The sequence below is a fragment of the Amycolatopsis nivea genome, from assembly GCF_004522235.1.
Taxonomy (GTDB): domain Bacteria; phylum Actinomycetota; class Actinomycetes; order Mycobacteriales; family Pseudonocardiaceae; genus Amycolatopsis; species Amycolatopsis nivea.
In genome coordinates this window covers 67,573-86,080 of the sequence record NZ_SDLT01000021.1, presented here as the reverse complement: position 1 = coordinate 86,080, position 18,508 = coordinate 67,573, and the positions used below count along the sequence as shown (strand labels likewise).

Sequence of the window (18,508 nt, the reverse complement as noted above, 5' to 3'; positions counted from 1 at the left end):
TCAGCTCACGTGCACGTAGTCGACCACCAGCTGTTGCGGGAACTGCGTGCTGCCGTCCGGGTCGCCCGGCCAGTCGCCGCCCACCGCGAGGTTGAGGATCAGGAAGAACGGGTGGTCGTACACCCATTTCTTGCCGTTGAGGTCCGCCGGGGTGCGGGTCTGGTAGGCCTGCCCGTCGACCAGCCAGACGATCTTGTTCGGCGACCAGTCGACCGCGTAGGTGTGGAAGTCGTCGGAGAAATTCGGGCCGTTGAACGCCGCGCCGATGCCGCCCGCACCCGAGTAGCCGGGGCCGTGGATCGTGCCGTGCACGGTGTTCGGCTCCTTGCCGATGTTCTCCATGACGTCGATCTCGCCGTCGTCCGGCCATTGCCCGCCGCCGAGCATCCAGAACGCCGGCCACATCCCTTGCCCGCGCGGCAGTTTCATCCGCACTTCCATGTGCCCGTACGCCTGGCTGAATTTGCCGGACGTGTTCAGCCGCGCCGAGGTGTACTGGCACGCGCCGTACCAGCAGGTGTTGCCGGAATTCTCTTTCTTCGCGGTGATCACGAGGTGGCCTTGGCCGTCGAGCGCGCCGTTCGCCGCGCCCGCGGTGTACCACTGCCGTTCGTGGTTGTTGCCGTTGTTGTCGCCGGTTTCGTAGGTCCACTTGCTGCCGTCGGCGGGCGAACCCGCCGGGCCGTCGAAATCGTCGGAGAACCCGGCGGCCGGGGCGGCGGCGGGGGCGGCGTGCCCCGCGGGCGTCAGCGCGACCGCGCCGGCGAGGGCGAGCGCCGCGGGGATCGCGAGCCGCCGCCAGCGGGAGGAGGTGGGCGTGGACGTCATTGTCATCCCTCAATCACTCGAGGGGCGGCCTGGCGGCGCCACCCCGGGTTTGTTGTGGATGGCAACAAAGTATGCCCACCAGCGCCTTCACCGGCAAGACGTCGCGTGGGTCATTTTCCGACCGCGACCGGCGAAAGGCGCTGACGGGAGGAATTCCGGGCAATCCGGGAGGGATGGACGGGCAACCGGCACCGGTCCGGGCCGAAACCGGGCTGGCGCGCTGGGCCGGTCTCGGCGAGATCCGTGAGGGCCACCTTCACGGACGCTGATTCCCCCCAGGGTTCCCCTCACGACCCGCCGCCGCCGTCCGTGAGGGCCACCCTCACAGACGCTGACTCCCCCAGGGTTCCCCTCACGACCCGCCGCCGTGCGTGAGGGCCACCCTCACGCAGGGCCACCTCACGACCAGCGGCAGTGGGCCGAAAGGGTCACTCCTCGACGGACGGACGCTCCTCCAGCAGCCACAGCACCCCGCTCGGCGGCAGTTGCAGCACCGCCGACGCGGGCTGGCCGTGCCACGGCTCCTCGGTCGCCTCCACCGCGCCCAGGTTCCCGACCCCGGATCCGCCGAACGACTCCGCGTCCGTGTTCAGCACCTCGGTCCACCGGCCCGCCGCCGGGAGGCCCACCCGGTAGTCGTGGTGCGGCACTCCGGCGAAGTTCGCGATGCAGGCCAGCCGCGAGCCGTCCGCGCCCAGGCGCAGGAAGCTCAGCACGTTCCCGGCCGAGTCGTTCGCGTCGATCCAGCGGAAGCCGTCGGGCCGGACGTCGCCGCTGAACAGCGCGGCGGTGTCCCGGTAGATCGCGTTCAGCTGCCGGATCAGGTCGCGCACTCCGCGGTGCAGCGGGGTTTCCAGCAGGTGCCAGTCCAGCGACCGCGACTCCGACCATTCGCGCGGCTGGCCGAATTCGCCGCCCATGAACAGCAGCTGCTTGCCCGGATGCGCCCACATGAACGCCAGCAGCGAGCGCAGCCCGGCGGCCTTGTTCCAGTCGTCGCCCGGCATCCGTTCCCACAGCGAACCCTTGCCGTGCACCACTTCGTCGTGCGACAGCGGCAGCACGAAATTCTCGCTCCACGCGTACACGAGCGAGAAGGTCATCTCGTTGTGGTGGTACGCCCGGTGGATCGGCTCGTGCGACAGGTAGCGGAGCGTGTCGTGCATCCACCCCATGTTCCACTTGAAGCCGAATCCCAGGCCGCCGAGATGCGTCGGACGGGTGACGCCGGGCCAGGCGGTGGATTCCTCGGCGACCATCACGACGCCCGGGTGTCGCTTGTAGACAGTCGCGTTCAGCTCCTGCAGAAACCGGACCGCGTCGAGGTTTTCCCGGCCGCCGTATTCGTTCGGCAGCCACTCGCCGTCCTTGCGCGAGTAGTCGAGGTACAGCATCGAGGCGACCGCGTCCACGCGCAGGCCGTCGAGGTGGAACTCCTCCAGCCAGAACAGCGCGTTCGCGACGAGGAAGTTGCGCACCTCGTTGCGGCCGAAGTTGAACACGAGCGTGCCCCAGTCCGGCTGCTCGCCGCGGCGCGGGTCCTCGTGCTCGTACAGCGGGCTGCCGTCGAACCGCGCAAGCGCCCAGATGTCGCGCGGGAAATGCGCGGGGACCCAGTCGACGAGCACGCCGATGCCGCGCTGGTGCAGGTGGTCGACGAGGTACCGGAAGTCGTCCGGCGAACCGAAGCGCGACGTCGGCGCGTAGTAGGAGGTGACCTGGTAGCCCCACGAGCCGCCGAACGGATGCTCGGCCACCGGCAGGAATTCGACGTGGGTGAAGCCGGTTTCCTCGACGTAGTCGGCCAGTTGGTCGGCCAGTTCGCGGTAGCCGAGCCCGGGCCGCCACGAGCCGAGGTGCACCTCGTACACGCTCATCGGCGCGTCCGCCCAGTCGGTCGCCTCGCGCCGGGCGACCCAGTCGCCGTCGCCCCAGGTGTACTCCGATTCGGTCACCTTCGACGCGGTCGCGGGCGGCACCTCGGTGGCGAACGCCATCGGGTCGGCCTTCTCGTGCCAGTGCCCGTCCGCGCCGAGGATGCGGAACTTGTAGCAGCTGCCGACCGGCACGCCGGGCACGAACAGCTCCCACACGCCCGAGGACCCGAGCGAGCGCATCGGGTGGCCGCGGCCCTCCCACGCGTTGAAGTCGCCGATCACCCGCACGCCGCGCGCGGTCGGCGCCCACACCGCGAAGGACACGCCCTCGACGACGCCGTTCGGGGTGTCGTACCGGCGCACGTGCGCGCCGAGCACGTCCCACAGCCGTTCGTGCCGTCCTTCGCCGATGAGGTGCTGGTCCAGCTCCCCCACCGTCGGCAGCCAGCGGTACGGGTCGTCGGTGACGACAGTGTGGTTGTCGTAGCCGACTTCGATCCGGTAGTCGCCCGGGTGCTCCGGCAGCGTCGCGGCGAACAGCGCGTCCGCCACGCGGTCCAGCGGAACGCGGCGCTCGCCCGCGACGACCGACACCGACGTCGCGCCCGGGCGCAGCGCGCGCACGACGATGTCGCCGCCGGCGGTGTGCACGCCGAGCACCGAATGCGGGTCGTGGTGCTCGCCCGCCAGCAGCCGGTCGATGTCGAGCGGAGACGGGGCCGCCGAGGGCAGATCCGCGGGGACAGCGTTCACGGGGTCACTCGCTTCCGTCGGTGCTGCGGGCGATCGCCGCCAGCGGCACGCTCAGCCAGTCCGGCCGGTTCGCGTGCTCGTAGGCGACCTCGTACACCGCTTTGTCCAGTTCAAAGGCGCGAAGCAGGTCCACATGCTCCAGCGGGTCGCCGACCGGGCCGCCGGCGCGCGCGTACCCGGCGCAGAACGCGGCGCGGTTGCGGCGGGCCCATTCCATCGCGTGCCGGGTCACGTCCGCGTTCTCGGGCTGCCCGACGAGCCGCTGGTGCGCCGCGTAGTCGAAGGACCGGAGCATGCCCGCGACGTCGCGCAGCGGCGAGCGCAGCGCGTGCCGTTCCGCGACCGGGGCGGCCGGTTCGCCTTCGAAGTCCAGCAACAGCCATCCGTTGACGGTACGCAGCACCTGGCCCAAGTGCAGATCGCCGTGGATGTACTGCAGCGAGATCGGCGCCTCGTGCGCGCGCACGGCCTCGAACACCTCGCGCAGCGCGGGCGCGTGCACCGCCAGCTCCGGGACCGCCTCGGACACCTGGTCGAGCCGTTCGGTCATCGCGCGCACCGTGCGGTCCAGCTCGTCGCCGTCCGCGGGCTCGGTGCCCAGCGCGGTCGCGAGGTCCGCGTGCACCTCGGCCACCGCGGCGCCGAGCCGCTCGGACTCCCCGGCGAAGTCGCCGCCCGCCTCGGCCGCGGGCTGGTCCGGATCGGCCAGCAGGTCCCGGACGCTCGTGGTCGCCATCGCCCAGCCGTCGACCGCGTCCGGCAGGAACTCCTGCAGCATCCCCATCGTCGCGGGTTCGCCGTGCAGTTCGCCGGAGATCGAGCCGACCACGCGCGCCACGTGCTTGCAGCCCGCGCTTTGCAGCGCGCGGTGCAGCAGCAGGTCCTTGTTCAGTCCCGGGCTGAGCTTGCGGAACAGCTTGAGGATGTACTGCCCGCCGTAGACGAGCGAAGTGTTGCTCTGCTCCGCGGTGATCGGCCGCGAGCGCAGCCCGGGTTCGAGCGTCGCGTCCGGTTCCGCGGCGAACCGCAGCGTCCCGGCGGACCCGCCAGCCGCCATCCGGTCCAGCAGCCCCGCGGTGAGGTCCGCGTCGCCGCTCGCCTCGTAGAACCGCTCGCCGAGCAGCGCCGCCGACGCCACCTCGGGAACCCCGGACCGGCGGCCGACCAGCAGCTGGTACGGCTCGGTCCGGTCGCCCTGCACCACGTCGACGACCGCGTGCACCAGCAGCGGATCCGGGCCCGCCAGCACGGTGAGGCTCGCCGGGCGGACCTCGTCGACCGGCCGGTCCTTGCCCGCGAACCAGCGCTGCGCGGGCAGCCAGTCCGGCAGCAGGGCGGCCAGCGCCCCGGACAGCTCGGGCGGTTCGGACAGTGCGGACAGGTCAGGCGGGGAACCGTGGGGCGACAGCGGACTCACCTCATTCTTCCGGCTCGAGCAGCTGGAACCAGTAGAACCCGTGGCCGGGCAGCGTGAGCAGGTACGGCAGCTCGCCGATGTCCGGGAAGCGCACCCCGCCGGTCAGCTCGACCGGCGTCGCGCCCTGGTGCGCGGACAGGTCCAGTTCCACCGGCTGCGGGAAACGGGACAGGTTGTTGACGCACACCACGACGTCCTCGCGGCCGTCCGGGCGCAGCCACCGGCGCTGGTAGGCGAGCACGCTGGGGTTCGAGCCGCCGAGGTCGGTGAAATCGCCCTGGCCGAACGCGTGGTGCTGTTTGCGGACCTCGATCATCCGGCGCGTCCAGTTCAGCAGCGACGCCGCGTTGTCGGCCTGCGCCTCGACGTTCAGCGCCTGGTGCCCGTACACCGGGTCCATGATCACCGGCAGGTAGATCCGGCCGGGGTCGCAGGTGGAGAACCCGGCGTTGCGGTCCGGGGTCCACTGCATCGGGGTGCGGACGGCGTCGCGGTCGCCGAGCCAGATGTTGTCGCCCATCCCGATCTCGTCGCCGTAGTAGAGCACCGGCGAGCCGGGCAGCGACAGCAGCAGCGCGGTGAACAGCTCCTGCTGGTTGCGGTCGTTGTCCAGCAGCGGGGCGAGCCTGCGGCGGATGCCGATGTTGGCCTTCATCCGCGGGTCTTTGGCGTATTCGGAGTACATGTAGTCGCGCTCTTCGTCGCTGACCATCTCGAGCGTCAGCTCGTCGTGGTTGCGCAGGAAGATGCCCCACTGCGTGCCGGACGGGATCTGCGGCGTCTGCAGCAGGATCTCCGAGATCGGGAACCGCGACTCCCGGCGCACCGCCATGAAGATCCGCGGCATCAGCGGGAAGTGGAACGCCATGTGGCATTCGTCGCCGCCGGACTCCGCGTCGCCGAAGTACTCGACCACGTCGCTGGGCCACTGGTTCGCCTCGGCCAGCAGGATCCGGCCGGGGTACTCGTCGTCGACGACTTTCCGGCACCGCTTGAGGAAATCGTGCGTGCGCGGCAGGTTCTCGCAGTTGGTGCCTTCCTGTTCGAACAGGTAGGGCACGGCGTCGAGGCGGAAGCCGTCGATGCCGATGTCGAGCCAGAACCGCAGCACGTCGATCATCGCGTCCTGCACGGCCGGGTTCTCGTAGTTCAGGTCCGGCTGGTGGGTGAAGAACCGGTGCCAGTAGAACTGGCCGCGCACCGGGTCGTAGGTCCAGTTCGACGTTTCGGTGTCGACGAAGATGATCCGCGCGTCGGCGTAGCGGGAATCGTCGTCGCTCCACACGTAGTAGTCGCCGTAGGGGCCGTCCGGGTCCGAGCGCGACTGCTGGAACCACGGATGCGCGTCCGAGGTGTGGTTGAGCACCAGGTCGGTGATCACCCGGATGCCGCGCCGGTGCGCCTCGTCGAGCAGGTACACGAAGTCCTCGACACTGCCGAATTCCGGCAGCACGGCCCGGAAATCGCTGATGTCGTAGCCGCCGTCGCGCAGCGGCGAGGCGTAGAACGGCGGCAGCCACAGGCAGTCCACCCCGAGCCAGGCGAGGTAGTCCAGCCTGCCCGCCAGGCCGCGCAGGTCGCCGGTGCCGTCGCCGTTCGAATCGGCGAAGGCGCGCACCAGCACCTCGTAGAACACCGCGCTCTTGAACCATTCGGGGTCCTTCGGCGCCGCGTGCGCGTGCGCGAAGTCGTCCGCCTGCGGTTCGACCAGCAGGCCGTCGGCGGTCACCGCCTCCCCCGTGTGCGGCACGTCCGCCAGTCCCGCCGCGGCGCCGGGCCGGCTCTCCTCGTCCATCCGTTCCACCTTGTCGTGAGTCGCGTGTGCTGAGTAGTGGTTATCCCGTTCGGCTCCGGGATAACCACGGGGGTCGGAGCGGCCGCGGCGTCAGGCCGCGAGCCTGCGGCGCAGCGCCACGATGTGCGCCACCGCCCGCCACGGTTCGAGCCGGACGAAGTTCGCCTGGCCCCAGTCCCACGTCTCGCCGGTGACCTCGTCGTGCGCGATGAGCCGCTCGGTCCAGTCGAAGCCGAGCGCGGGCAGGTCGAGCCAGAGCGTGCCCTCTCGCGCGTTGTGCGGGTCGAGGTTCACGATCGCGACGACCGTGTCGCCGGTCGCCGGGTCCTGTTTGGAGTAAGCGAGCAGCGCGTCGTTGTCGATGTGGTGGAAGCGCAGCGACCGCATGCCCTGCAGCGCCGGATGCGCACGGCGGACGGCGTTGAGCCGGGTCAGCCACGGTTCCAGCGAACGGCCCTCGGCGAGCGCGCGGGCGAAATCGCGCGGGCGCAGCTGGTACTTCTCGGAGTCGAGGTACTCCTCGCTGCCCGGGCGCACCGCCTCGGATTCGAACAGCTCGTAGCCGGAGTACACGCCCCAGGTCGGCGACATCGTCGCGGCGAGCGCGGCGCGCAGCGCGAACATGCCGGGACCGCCGTGCTGCAGCGATTCGTGCAGGATGTCCGGAGTGTTGACGAACAGGTTCGGCCGGCCGTGGTCCCAGTGCTCGACGAGGTCGGTGCCGAACTCGGTGAGCTCTTCTTTCGTGGTGCGCCAGGTGAAATACGTGTAGCTCTGGGTGAAACCGAGCTTCGCGAGTCCCCACAGCCGGGCCGGGCGGGTGAACGCCTCGGCGAGGAACAGCACGTCCGGATGCGCGTCCTTCACCGACTGGATCAGCCACGCCCAGAAGTCCGGCGGCTTGGTGTGCGGATTGTCGACCCGGAAGATCCGCACCCCGTGCGACACCCAGTGCAGCACGACGCGCAGCACCTCGTCGTAGATGCCGCGCGGGTCGTTGTCGAAGTTGACCGGGTAGATGTCCTGGTACTTCTTCGGCGGGTTCTCCGCGTACGCGATGGTGCCGTCCGGGCGGGTGGTGAAGAACTCCGGGTACTTGACGACCCAGGGGTGGTCCGGCGCGGCCTGCAGCGCGAGGTCGAGCGCGACCTCGAGGCCGAGCTCCTCCGCGCGCGCCACGAACGCGTCGAAATCCTCGATCGTGCCGAGCTCCGGGTGGATCGCGTCGTGCCCGCCCTCGTCCGCGCCGATCGCCCACGGCGAGCCGACGTCGTCCGGCGTCGCGTCGAGAGTGTTGTTGGGGCCCTTGCGGTTCACCCGGCCGATGGGGTGCACCGGCGGCAGGTAGACGACGTCGAAACCCATGCCCGCGACGCGGTCCAGTTCGCGCTCGGCGGTGGCGAAGGTGCCGTGCACCGCGCGGCCCAGCGCGTCGACCCCGCCGGTGGAGCGGGGGAAGAATTCGTACCAGGAACCGAAAGCGGCGCGTTTGCGGTCGACCCACAGCTTCAGCACGCGGCCCTTGGTGATCAGCTCGCGCACCGGGAAGTCGTGCATGAGCTGGCGGACCTCGGGCGAGAGCGCGGGCCCGACGCGCTCGGCGAGATCGCGTTCGTCGTCGCGCAGCGCGGCCGCGGCCCCGGCGAGCAGCGGGCGCTCGGCCCGGCGCTCCGGGCGGCGGGACACGCGGTCGAGCAGCAGCGCCCCGCTTTCCAGGTCGTTCGCGAGCTCCCCCGGCCCCTGCCCGGCGGCGATCTTCACCTCGACCGCGTGCTCCCAGGTGGCCCACGGATCGCTCCACGCGTCCACCCGGTAGGTCCACATGCCCTCGGCGTCGGGCACGATCACCGCGCCGAACCGGTCGAGCCCGCGGCCCTGCTCGGCCATCCGCGTCTGGCGCGCGGCGCGGTCGCCCGGACCGCGCCAGGCGACCGTCGCGGCGACCGCGTCGTGGCCCTCCCGCCAGACCGTGGCGGTGACGGGGAAATGTTCGCCCGCAACGGCTTTGGCCGGATACCGGCCGCAGCTGACAATGGGTGCGACGTCGTCGATCCCGAGCCTGCCGGTCATGGCGATGCCCCTTTTTCACGGTGGGTGGGAGGGTGGTCGGAGTGTGCTTCCGCGAGCACGGTCAGTGTGCCTGATTCCTCCAAAGCCGTTGACAGCGGGGCCTTTTTCTGATTTTCCCGCCACCCGGTCGGGCGAAACGCCCCCATTCGGCGGAACTCCCGGACGCATTCCCGTCCCCCGCCCGCAACACGCTCGCCGAATTGCGTTAACAATCGGCGGCGCGTTCCGGTGATTACCGGTGAGTATCGGTGCGGATGTCCGGGTGACGGTTTCTCGGCGGCGGCTGACTGCAGTCAGGATGCCCCATGACGCCCGCGGCGATCACGCGAAGCGCCCGGACTTCTCGGACTCGGTCTCCTTACAGCTGCGGGATCTCCACCGTGTCCCGCGGCGCGCGCAGCAACAGCAGCGACCGCGCCTCGACCGTGATCCGCGCCTTCGGCTCCAGCACTCCCGGGCTGGCCGGGGTGCCGTCGGCGGTGCTGGTGTCCAAAGTGGGCTTGAAAGTCTCGCCGTACTCCGGTCCGGGCAGCACGATCTCCGCCGGTTCCGCGCCCGCGTGCAGCACCAGCAGCCACGAGTGGTCGGTGACGAGCGCGCCCTCGCGGTTGCGCGCCTGGCTGTTCGACCCGTCGATCCACATGCAGAGCGTGCGGCGGTCCTCGTCGAACCAGTCGATCTCGTCGAATTCCTCGCCGTCCGGGCGGAACCAGACAAGATCGGGCTTGCCGGTGACCGTGGTGCGGCCCTCGAAGAACTCCGGCTGCCGCAAGGCCGGGCTGTGCGCGCGCAGCCGGACCACGCGGCGGGCGAAGTCGAGCATCGGCTCCGACGCCTCGGTCGGGGTCCAGTCGACCCACGACGTTTCGTCGTCGAGGCAGTAGGCGTTGTTGTTGCCGTGCTGGGTCCGCCACATCTCGTCGCCCGCGGTGAACATCGGGGTCCCGGTGGACAGCAGCAGCGTCGCGAACAGGTTGCGCGCCTGGCGAGTGCGCAGCGCGACGATCGCCGCGTCGTCGGTCTCGCCCTCCGCGCCGTGGTTCCACGAGCGGTTGTCGTTCGTGCCGTCGCGGTTGTCCTCGCCGTTGGCCTCGTTGTGCTTTTCGTTGTAGGACACCAGGTCCCGCAGCGTGAAGCCGTCGTGCGCGGTGACGAAGTTGATCGACTGCCACGGGCGGCGCAGGTTGTGGTCGTACAGATCGGACGAGCCGGACAGCCGGTACGCGAGGTCCCGCACGCCGGTCGCGCCGCGCCAGAAGTCGCGGACGGTGTCGCGGTAGCGGCCGTTCCACTCGGCCCACTGCGCGCCGAAGTCGCCGACGCGGTAGCCCTCGCCGGTCGCGTCCCACGGTTCGGCGATCAGCTTGCAGCGCGACAGCACCGGGTCGGTGGTGATCGCGGTCAGCATCGTCGACTCGCGGTCGAACATCTCGCCGCGCGGCCGGCCGAGCGTGCTCGCCAGGTCGAAGCGGAACCCGTCGACGCCCATCTCCTGCGTCCAGTACCGCAGCGAATCGGTGACCAGCCGGACGACCGTCGGCGAACCGGCGTCGAGGGTGTTGCCGCAGCCGGTGAGGTCGGCCATGTGCCCGCGGCGGGTGTGCAGGTAGTACGCCGGGGCGTCGAGGCCGCGCAGCGAGAGCGTCGGGCCGTCCGGGCCGCCCTCGCAGGTGTGGTTGAAGACGACGTCGAGCAGCACCTCGATGCCTGCCGCGTGCAGGGCCGCCACCATCGTGCGGAATTCCTCGATCTCGCGGCCCGGTTCGCTCGCGTAGCCCGCGTGCGGCGCGAAGTAGCCCAGCGGCGAGTAGCCCCAGTAGTTGTGCCGCCCCGAGCGGATCAGCGCGGGCTCGTCGGCGAACGCGTGCACCGGCAGCAGTTCGACGGTCGTCACGCCGAGCCGGGTCAGGTGCTCGATCGCGACCGGGTGCGCGAGGCCGAGGTACGTGCCGCGCAGCGCTTCCGGGATGAAGGGATGCTGCTGGGTGAACCCCTTCACGTGCAGTTCGCAGATCACCGACTCCTCGAACGGCACCTCGGGCTTGACCCCGGTGTCCTGCCCGCCCGGCGAGGCGACGACCGACAGCGGCACCGCCCCCAGCGAGTCCACAGTGGACATCGGACCGCGCTCGGGGTCCCCGGTGAAGCCCTGCGCGGCGTGCAGGCTGGCGAGCTTGCCGTCGATCCGGCGCGCGTACGGGTCGACGAGGAGCTTGGCCGGGTTGCAGCGGTAGCCGTGCGCCGGGTCGTACGGGCCGTGCACGCGGTAGCCGTAGTGCTGACCGACGGTGACGCCCGGGACGAGCCCGTGCCAGACGCCGAACGTGCGTTCGGTCAGTTCGATCCGCCGCTCGGAACCGTCGTCGCCGATGAGGCACACCTCGACCGCGTCGGCGACGGCGGACGTCACCGCGAACCGGACGCCGCCCGCCTCCGGGTGGGCGCCGAGCGGGAACGGACGTCCGGCGAGGACCTGGTTGTCGGATGCGGGTCGCTGTGCCATGCGCCGATCCTTTCAAACCCTCGGCGGCGACGGGCTCCGGCGCTTGGCTGAACTTGCCCGGAGCAGGGGTGATGACCTGGGCCGACAGCGGCGGCAGTAGGGGTTCGCGCCGGGCGTGCCCTCGGGATCCCTGACAGGTTCTGTCAGTGGACCGGGGCATGCTGGCCGCATGCGCGCGAGCCGGCTCGTCTCCCTCCTGTTGCTGCTGCAGGCCCGCCAGCCGAGGACCGCCGCCGAACTGGCCGCCCGGCTGGAGGTCTCGCCGCGCACGGTCTACCGCGACATCGAGGCGTTGAGCGCCGCCGGGATCCCGGTGTACGGCGAGCCCGGCCACGACGGCGGATACCGGCTGGTCGACGGGTACCGCACCCAGCTGACCGGTCTGACCAGGCAAGAAGCCGAGGCGCTCTTCCTCACCGGGCTGCCCGCCGCGGCTTCCGGGCTGGGGCTGGGGCCGGTCGCGGCGAACACGGAGCGCAAACTGCTGGCCGCGCTCCCGGCCGAACTGCGGTCCCACGCCGACCGGGTCCGCGAGCGGTTCCATCTGGACGCGGCGTCCTGGTACCACGACAGGGAGGCCACGCCGCAGCTGCCGACGGTCTCGGACGCGGCGTGGCAGCAGCGGCGCGTCCGGATCCGGTATCAGCGCTGGGCCGCGCCCCGCGAAGTCGCCCGGACCGTCGAGCCGCACGGTGTGGTGCTCAAGGCCGGGCACTGGTACCTGGTCGCCCGGCATTCCGGCGAGTTCCGGACTTACCGGGTGGCGCGGATCGTCGAGGCGGCGATGCTGGACGAGACCTTCGACCGGGCCGAGGGGTTCGATCTGGGCGGCTACTGGTCGGAGTACCTCGACGATTTCGACGCCCGCCGGCACCGTGGCGAGGCGGTACTGCGGGTGTCGCCGGAAGGGATGCGACTCCTGCCGCAGCTCGCCGAACCTGCGGTTGCCCGCGCGGCTGCGGGCGGCGTTGTCGAAGCGGACGGGTGGACTCGGGTGATCGTTCCGGTCGAGCAGCCCGACCAAGCCGTGCACGACCTGCTGCGGCTCGGTCCGTTGGCGGAAGTGGTTGCGCCGCAAGAGCTTCGCGACCGGATGGCCGAGACGCTCACGAAGATGCTGCAGGGCTACACCGGGTAGCGACCAGCACGAACGACTCCGCGGGCAGCACCGTCGCGTCGCCGACCTCGGGGTTGCCCCACGAAGCCAGCACCTCCCCCGCCACCGGAACCTCGACCGGCTTCGCTCCGAAGTTGCACGCCAGGCGCAGCGTGCCCCGGTGCAGTATCAGCCACGCATCGTCCGGCGGGGTCTCCACCACGACGCGGTCCAGCCGCGGATCGGTCAGCTCCGGATGCGTGCGGCGGAGGCGGATCAGCGTCCGGTACAGGCCGAGGATTTCCCGGTGGCCCGGTTTGCCCGGTTCGGTCCAGTCGAGCCGCGAGCGGGCGACGGTGGCCGGGTCCATCGGGTCGGGAACGTCCGTTTCGCCCCAGCCGTGCCGGGCGAACTCGCGGCGGCGGCCGGTGCGGACGGCCTCGGCCAGTTCCGGGTCCGGGAACGACGCGAAGAACTGCCACGGCGTCTCCGCGGCCCACTCCTCCCCCATGAACAGCATCGGCGTGAACGGCGAGCAGAACACCACCGCCGCGCCGCAGGCGAGCAGACCGGGCGAAACGGTCGCGGACAGCCGGTCGCCGGTCGCGCGGTTGCCGATCTGGTCGTGGTCCTGCAAATACGCCAGGAACCGGTGGCCGGGGGCGACGCGCCGGTCCAGCGGGCGGCCGTGGACGCGCGAGCGGAACGACGACCAGGTCCCGGCGTGGAAAAATGCCTCCCGCAGGGTCTTGGCCAGCGCGCCGGGCTCGGCGAAATCGGTGTAGTAGCCGGTGGTTTCGCCGGTGAGCCGGACGTGCAGCGCGTGGTGCAGGTCGTCGGACCACTGCGCGTGCAGGCCGTAGCCGCCGGCGTCGCGCGTCGTGACGAGCTTGGGGTCGTTCTGGTCGGACTCGGCGATCAGCGTCAGCGGGCGGTTCAGGGCCGCCGAGAGCGCGTCGACCTCGGCGGACAGTTCCTCCAGCAGGTGCACGGCGCGGTTGTCGACCAGCGCGTGCACGGCGTCCAGGCGGAGGCCGTCGAAGTGGAAGTCGCGCAGCCAGCCCAGCGCGTTGTCGATGACATAGCGGCGGACTTCGTCGGAACCCGGGCCGTCGAGGTTCAGCCCGGCGCCCCAGTCGGTGCGGCCGGCGAAGTACGGGCCGAACCGGTCGAGGTAAGCGCCGGACGGGCCGAGGTGGTTGTAGACGACGTCGAGCAGGACCGCGAGCCCGCGTGCGTGACACGCGTCGACCAGGCGTTTCAGCCCGTCGGGACCGCCGTACGGTTCGTGCGCCGCGCCCCACAGGACGCCGTCGTAGCCCCAGCCCGCGGTGCCGTCGAAGGAGTTCACCGGCAGCAGTTCGACGTGCGTGACGCCGAGGTCGACCAGGTGCCCGAGCCGGTCGATGACCGCGTCGAACGTGCCCGCTTCGGTGAAGGTGCCGACATGCAGTTCGTAGACCACGCCGCCGGGCAGCTGCCGCCCGGTCCACGACTGGTCGGTCCACTCGAACGCCGAATGGTCGTAGACCCGCGACGCTTCGTGCACGCCGTTCGGCTGGCGCAGCGAACGCGGGTCCGGCAGCGGGCGGTCGTCGTCGCCGAGCAAGAAGGCGTAATCGGTGCCGGTGACGTCGGCCTGCCACCACCCGTCCCCGGCGGCGGTCATCTCGTGGTCGGTTCCGTCCACGCGGACGCGGACGCGCTCGGCCGACAGGGCCCATACGCGGAACATCAGGAGTCCTCCCGCACCAGAAGCGCGACCGGGTACCGCTCGAACAACGCGGACGCCTGCGGGGCATCGCCGACCCCGCGACCGGTCAGCACGTCGGTCCATTCCCCGGCGCGCAGCGGCAGAACGGTGTCGCGCCAGCCGCCCGCCCGGTCCAGACCCAGCGGCAGCCGCGTGACCGCGACGGTCAGGCCGGCACCGCGTTCGAAGGCCAGAAGGTGTTCCGCGGCAACGCCTTCGGCCTGCAGCGGCCGGTATCCGGTGAAGAGCTCCGGCCGGTCTCGGCGCAGGGTCAGCGCGCGGTGCACCACCAGCAGTTTCGCCGCGCCAGTCTCGTCGATCTCCGGCTGTTCGCCGCCCTGGATGCGGTCGAGAAGGGCGCGCCGGGCGGCGTAGTCGACCTCGCGGCGATTGTCCGGGTCGACCAGCGAGTAGTCCCACAGCTCGGTGCCCTGGTAAACGTCCGGCACGCCGGGTCCGGCCAGTTGCAGCAGCTTCTGCCCCAGCGAGTTCGTCCAGCCCGCGCCGCGCACCCGCTTCACGAACGACTCGACGTCGGCCGCCAAAGCGGCGTCGTCCAGCACCGCGGACGGCCACTCGGCGACGGCGCGTTCGAAGCCCTCGTCGTGCTCCGTCCAGGAGGTGCGGAGTTTCGCTTCCTTCGCGGCCTTGTCGAGGTAGTCGCGCAGCCGCTCCGGCGAGATCGGCCACGCGCCGACGAGCGTCTGCCAGGCCAGGAGATTCAGCGCGGGCTCGTCGATCCCGCGCGCGGCCGTCCAGCGGCGGACCGCGACGGCGAACTCGTCCGCGACCTCCGAGAGCGCCGCCATCCGGGCGCGGGTGTCCTCGGACCGCTTCGTGTCGTGCGTGGTCAGCGTGGTCATCGTGGCCGGGGCCGCGGCCGCCCGGCCCGCGGCCAGCGGGTGGAATTCCCCGGTGCTCAGCCCGAACCGGTCCGGGTTGCCGCCGACCTCGTTCAGTGCGGCGAACCGGGTGAACCGGTAGAAGGTCGTGTCCTCGGTGCCCTTCGCGACGACCATGCCGGACGTCTGCTGGATCCGCGTCGCCAGCTCGCCGTCGGGCGCGCCGCGCACCTGGCTGTCGAGCGCGTCGAGCGCCGGGGCCAGTTCCGGCCGCCGCTTGCGGGCCCGCGCCACGGCAGTCGCCCAGTGGCCGGCCCCCTCGGGAAGGTACGAACGGTAGACCGGGAACGCGATCATCACCTCGGCGACGGCGGCGCGGGCCGCACCGGCGTCCACGCCTTGCAGCAGCGCCGCGATCCGGTGCACCTCGGCGACCAGGATGCCGTCGGTCACCAACCTCCGCGCGTTCTCCTCGACCGCGTGGTAGTCGGTGCGCACGCCCTGTTCGGCGGCAAGCCGGGTGAACACCGACGCGGCGGCCGGGTCCACGAACACCCCGGTGATCTCGCGCAACGCGTCGTATCCGGTGGTCCCGTCGACCGGCCAGCTCTGCGGCAGCGCCTCGCCCGGGTGCAGGATCTTCTCCGCGACCAGCCACGCCCCGGGCGCGCCCTCGCGGAGCCGCCGGAAGTAGCCGCCGGGGTCGGCGAGGCCGTCCGGATGGTCCACGCGCAGGCCGGTGACGTCGCCGTCGGACACCCAGCGCAGCACCTCGCCGTGCGTTTCGGCGAACACCTCCGGCCGCTCGACGGCGACCGCGGCCAGGTTCGTGATGTCGAAGAACCTTCGGTAGTTCAGCTCCCGGTTGCCGCGCCGCCAGCCGACCAGCTCGTAATGCTGGCGCGCGTGCACCTCGGCCGGCGTGCCGTCGCCGGTTCCGGGCGCGATCGGGAAACGATGGTCGTAGTAGACGAGTTCGTCACCTTCGACGGTCAGCACGTCGTTGTCCTCGCCGAGCACCGGCAGCAGCAGCCTGCCGCGGCTCCAGTCGATGTCGAAGAACGACGCGTACGGCGACTCCCGGCCGTTCCGGAGAACGTCCCACCACCACTGGTTCGCCTTCGCGACCTCGACCGACATGTGGTTCGGCACGATGTCCACGACGAACCCGAGCCCGGCGTCTTTCAGCCGCGCTGCCAACGCCTTTCGCGCTTCTTCGCCGCCCAGTTCTCCCCGGGCGCGCGTCGGATCGGTGACGTCGTAACCGTGCGTCGACCCGGGTGTCGCGTCGAGCATCGGCGAGCCGTACAACGCCCCGACGCCCAGCTCGCGCAGGTACTCCACGATCGCGGCGGCGTCGGCGAAGCCGAACTCCGGCCGCAACTGCACCCGGTACGTCGAGGACGGCGTGCTCATTCGCTCTCCTTCGCCGTGCGCTGGAGAACCACGAGCGAACGCGCGGCGAGCGTGAACTTGCCGCCGCCTTCGACCGGTTCGACGCCACAGTCCCCGACCGCCCCGGTCCGGGTGTCCACCACGACTGTCCATTCGCGACCGTAGCCGTTGCCCGGCAGCGTCATCGCGATGTCCTCCCAGTGCGCGTTGAACGCGAGCAGGAACGAATCGTCCTCCACCGGCATCCCGCGCGGGTCGAGGTCCGGGATCCCTTCCCCGTTCAGGAAGATCACCACGGACTTGCCGAACGCGTCGTCCCAGTTCTGCTCGGTCATCTCCTCGCCGGCCGGGGTGAACCAGGCGATGTCGCCCAGTTCCTCGCCCTTGCGCACCGGCTTGCCCTGGAAGAACCGGCGGCGGCGGAACACCGGGTGCGCCTTGCGGAACGCGGCGAGCGCGCCGGTGAACTCGACCAGGTCGGCGTTCTCCGTGGCGAGCTCCCAGTCCATCCAGGACAGTTCGGTGTCCTGGCAGTAGGCGTTGTTGTTGCCCTGCTGGGTCCGGCCCAGTTCGTCGCCGTGCAGCAGCATCGGCACGCCTTGCGACAGCAGCAGCGTGGCGAGCAGGTTCCGCCGCTGCCGGGCGCGCAGCGCGAGCACCTCTTCGTCGTCGGTCGGGCCCTCGACGCCGCAGTTCCACGACCGGTTGTCGTCCGCGCCGTCGCGGTTGTCCTCGCCGTTGGCCTCGTTGTGCTTTTCGTTGTAGGACACCAGATCGGTGAGCGTGAACCCGTCGTGCGCGGTGACGAAGTTGATCGACGCGAACGGGCGGCGGCCGTCGTCCTGGTACAGGTCCGACGAACCGGTGATCCGCGACGCGAACTCGCCGAGGGTGGACGGTTCGCCGCGCCAGAAGTCGCGCACGGTGTCGCGGTACTGCCCGTTCCATTCCGTCCACAGCGGCGGGAAGTTGCCGACCTGGTAGCCGCCGGGCCCGACGTCCCACGGTTCGGCGATCAGCTTCACCTGGCTCACGATCGGGTCCTGCTGCACGAGGTCGAAGAACGTCGACAGCCGGTCGACGTCGTAGAACTCGCGGGCCAGCGCGGAGGCGAGGTCGAACCGGAAGCCGTCCACGTGCATCTCGGTCACCCAGTACCGCAGCGAATCCATGATCAGCTGCAATGTGTGCGGGCTGCGCACGTTGAGCGAGTTCCCGGTGCCGGTGTAGTCCATGTAGTACTGCGGATCGTCCTCGACCAGGCGGTAGTACGCCTCGTTGTCGATGCCGCGCATGGACAGCGTCGGGCCGAGGTGGTTGCCCTCGGCGGTGTGGTTGTAGACGACGTCGAGGATGACCTCGATGCCCGCCTCGTGCAGGGCGCGGACCATGCCCTTGAACTCCTGCACCTGCCCGCCCTGGCCCTGCATCGCGGCGTAGGCGTCATGCGGCGCGAAGTACCCGATCGTGTTGTAGCCCCAGTAGTTGCGCAGGCCCTTCTCGTCGAGGCCGTGGTCGGTCACGAACTGGTGCACCGGCATCAGCTCCACCGTGGTCACGCCGAGTTTCTGCAGGTGCTCGACCACCGCCGGGTGCGCCAGCCCGGCGTACGTGCCGCGCAGCCGCTCGGGGACGAACGGGTGCGTCATCGTCATGCCGCGCACGTGCGTCTCGTAAATGACCGTCTCGTGGTAGGGCACCCGCGGCGCGCGGTCGTTGGCCCAGTCGAAGAACGGGCTCACCACGAGCGAGTACGGCACGTGACCGGCCGAATCGTCCTCGTTGAGCTGTTCCGGGTCGTCGAAGCGGTAGCTGAACAGCGCCTCGGACCAGTCGACGCCCCGGGACAGCGCCTTGGCGTACGGGTCGATCAGCAGCTTGCCCGGGTTGCAGCGCAGGCCGCGGCTCGGGTCGTACGGCCCGTGCACCCGGAATCCGTAGCGCTGCCCGGGGCCGACGCCGAGCAGGTAGCCGTGGTGGACGAACCCGTCGACCTCCTCCAGCCGCGCGCGGGTTTCGTTGCCCTCGTCGTCGAACAGGCAGAGATCGACGTGCTCGGCGACCTCGGAGAACAGCGCGAAGTTCGTCCCCACGCCGTCGTAGGTCGCGCCGAGCGGGTAGGGCTTTCCGGGCCAGGGCCGCACAGGGCTTCTCCTTGGGCATCGGTTTACGTTGTCCG

The 18,508-nt window shown here is 70.8% G+C and carries 9 protein-coding genes and 1 pseudogene; 1 reads left to right on the top strand and 9 read right to left on the bottom strand.

Annotated features, from left to right (window positions below):
- Window positions 1-3: 3 nt before the first annotated feature.
- The 6 genes and pseudogenes from EIZ44_RS23990 to glgX (EIZ44_RS23965) form a co-directional block, all read right to left on the bottom strand.
- Window positions 4-828, bottom strand: a pseudogene (locus EIZ44_RS23990) (glycoside hydrolase family 16 protein); the annotation flags it as partial.
- A 428-nt stretch (window positions 829-1,256) separates the two neighbouring features.
- Entirely contained in the window at window positions 1,257-3,458 is a 2,202-nt protein-coding gene (gene glgB / locus EIZ44_RS23985) for a 1,4-alpha-glucan branching protein GlgB (RefSeq protein ID WP_134731314.1), read from the bottom strand.
- A gap of 4 nt (window positions 3,459-3,462) precedes the next feature.
- The gene (locus EIZ44_RS23980; RefSeq protein WP_134668147.1) at window positions 3,463-4,830 is read right to left on the bottom strand and encodes a maltokinase N-terminal cap-like domain-containing protein; all 1,368 of its coding nucleotides are present in this window, start codon (window positions 4,828-4,830) and stop codon (window positions 3,463-3,465) included.
- A gap of 46 nt (window positions 4,831-4,876) precedes the next feature.
- A complete protein-coding gene (treS, locus tag EIZ44_RS23975; RefSeq protein ID WP_037815557.1) occupies window positions 4,877-6,670 on the bottom strand; it encodes a maltose alpha-D-glucosyltransferase in 1,794 nt (597 codons plus the stop codon).
- A gap of 90 nt (window positions 6,671-6,760) precedes the next feature.
- A complete protein-coding gene (locus EIZ44_RS23970) occupies window positions 6,761-8,740 on the bottom strand; it encodes an alpha-1,4-glucan--maltose-1-phosphate maltosyltransferase (protein ID WP_134731312.1) in 1,980 nt (659 codons plus the stop codon).
- Between the two features lie 358 nt (window positions 8,741-9,098).
- A complete protein-coding gene (gene glgX / locus EIZ44_RS23965; RefSeq protein ID WP_037815552.1) occupies window positions 9,099-11,243 on the bottom strand; it encodes a glycogen debranching protein GlgX in 2,145 nt (714 codons plus the stop codon).
- Between the two features lie 169 nt (window positions 11,244-11,412).
- On the opposite strand from glgX (EIZ44_RS23965), the gene EIZ44_RS23960 reads away from it, so the two are divergent.
- The gene (locus tag EIZ44_RS23960; RefSeq protein WP_037815550.1) at window positions 11,413-12,381 is read left to right on the top strand and encodes a helix-turn-helix transcriptional regulator; all 969 of its coding nucleotides are present in this window, start codon (window positions 11,413-11,415) and stop codon (window positions 12,379-12,381) included.
- Here EIZ44_RS23960 and treZ read toward each other — a convergent pair.
- From treZ to glgX (EIZ44_RS23945), 3 genes are read right to left on the bottom strand one after another with little or no spacing between them, the layout of a single operon-like run.
- Window positions 12,350-14,077, bottom strand: coding sequence for a malto-oligosyltrehalose trehalohydrolase (gene treZ, locus EIZ44_RS23955; RefSeq protein WP_037815657.1), 1,728 nt, complete (start codon window positions 14,075-14,077; stop codon window positions 12,350-12,352). The genes EIZ44_RS23960 and treZ overlap by 32 nt on opposite strands.
- Complete coding sequence (treY, locus tag EIZ44_RS23950; RefSeq protein WP_037815547.1) at window positions 14,074-16,350, bottom strand: malto-oligosyltrehalose synthase; 2,277 nt, start codon at window positions 16,348-16,350, stop codon at window positions 14,074-14,076. Before treY ends, treZ begins: the two co-directional genes overlap by 4 nt.
- Window positions 16,347-18,473, bottom strand: a complete 2,127-nt coding sequence (gene glgX, locus EIZ44_RS23945) for a glycogen debranching protein GlgX (RefSeq protein ID WP_037815545.1) — start codon at window positions 18,471-18,473, stop codon at window positions 16,347-16,349. The genes treY and glgX (EIZ44_RS23945) overlap by 4 nt, the downstream gene beginning before the upstream one ends.
- Between the last annotated feature and the right edge of the window lie 35 nt (window positions 18,474-18,508).

What these genes read in the sequence shown, in the direction of transcription:
- treS (WP_037815557.1), bottom strand. Translation starts at nt 6,670, where the DNA reads ATGGACGAGGAGAGCCGGCCCGGCGCCGCGGCGGGACTGGCGGACGTG.
- EIZ44_RS23970 (WP_134731312.1), bottom strand. Translation starts at nt 8,740, where the DNA reads ATGACCGGCAGGCTCGGGATCGACGACGTCGCACCCATTGTCAGCTGC.
- glgX (WP_037815552.1), bottom strand. Translation starts at nt 11,243, where the DNA reads ATGGCACAGCGACCCGCATCCGACAACCAGGTCCTCGCCGGACGTCCG.
- EIZ44_RS23960 (WP_037815550.1), top strand. Translation starts at nt 11,413, where the DNA reads ATGCGCGCGAGCCGGCTCGTCTCCCTCCTGTTGCTGCTGCAGGCCCGC.
- treY (WP_037815547.1), bottom strand. Translation starts at nt 16,350, where the DNA reads ATGAGCACGCCGTCCTCGACGTACCGGGTGCAGTTGCGGCCGGAGTTC.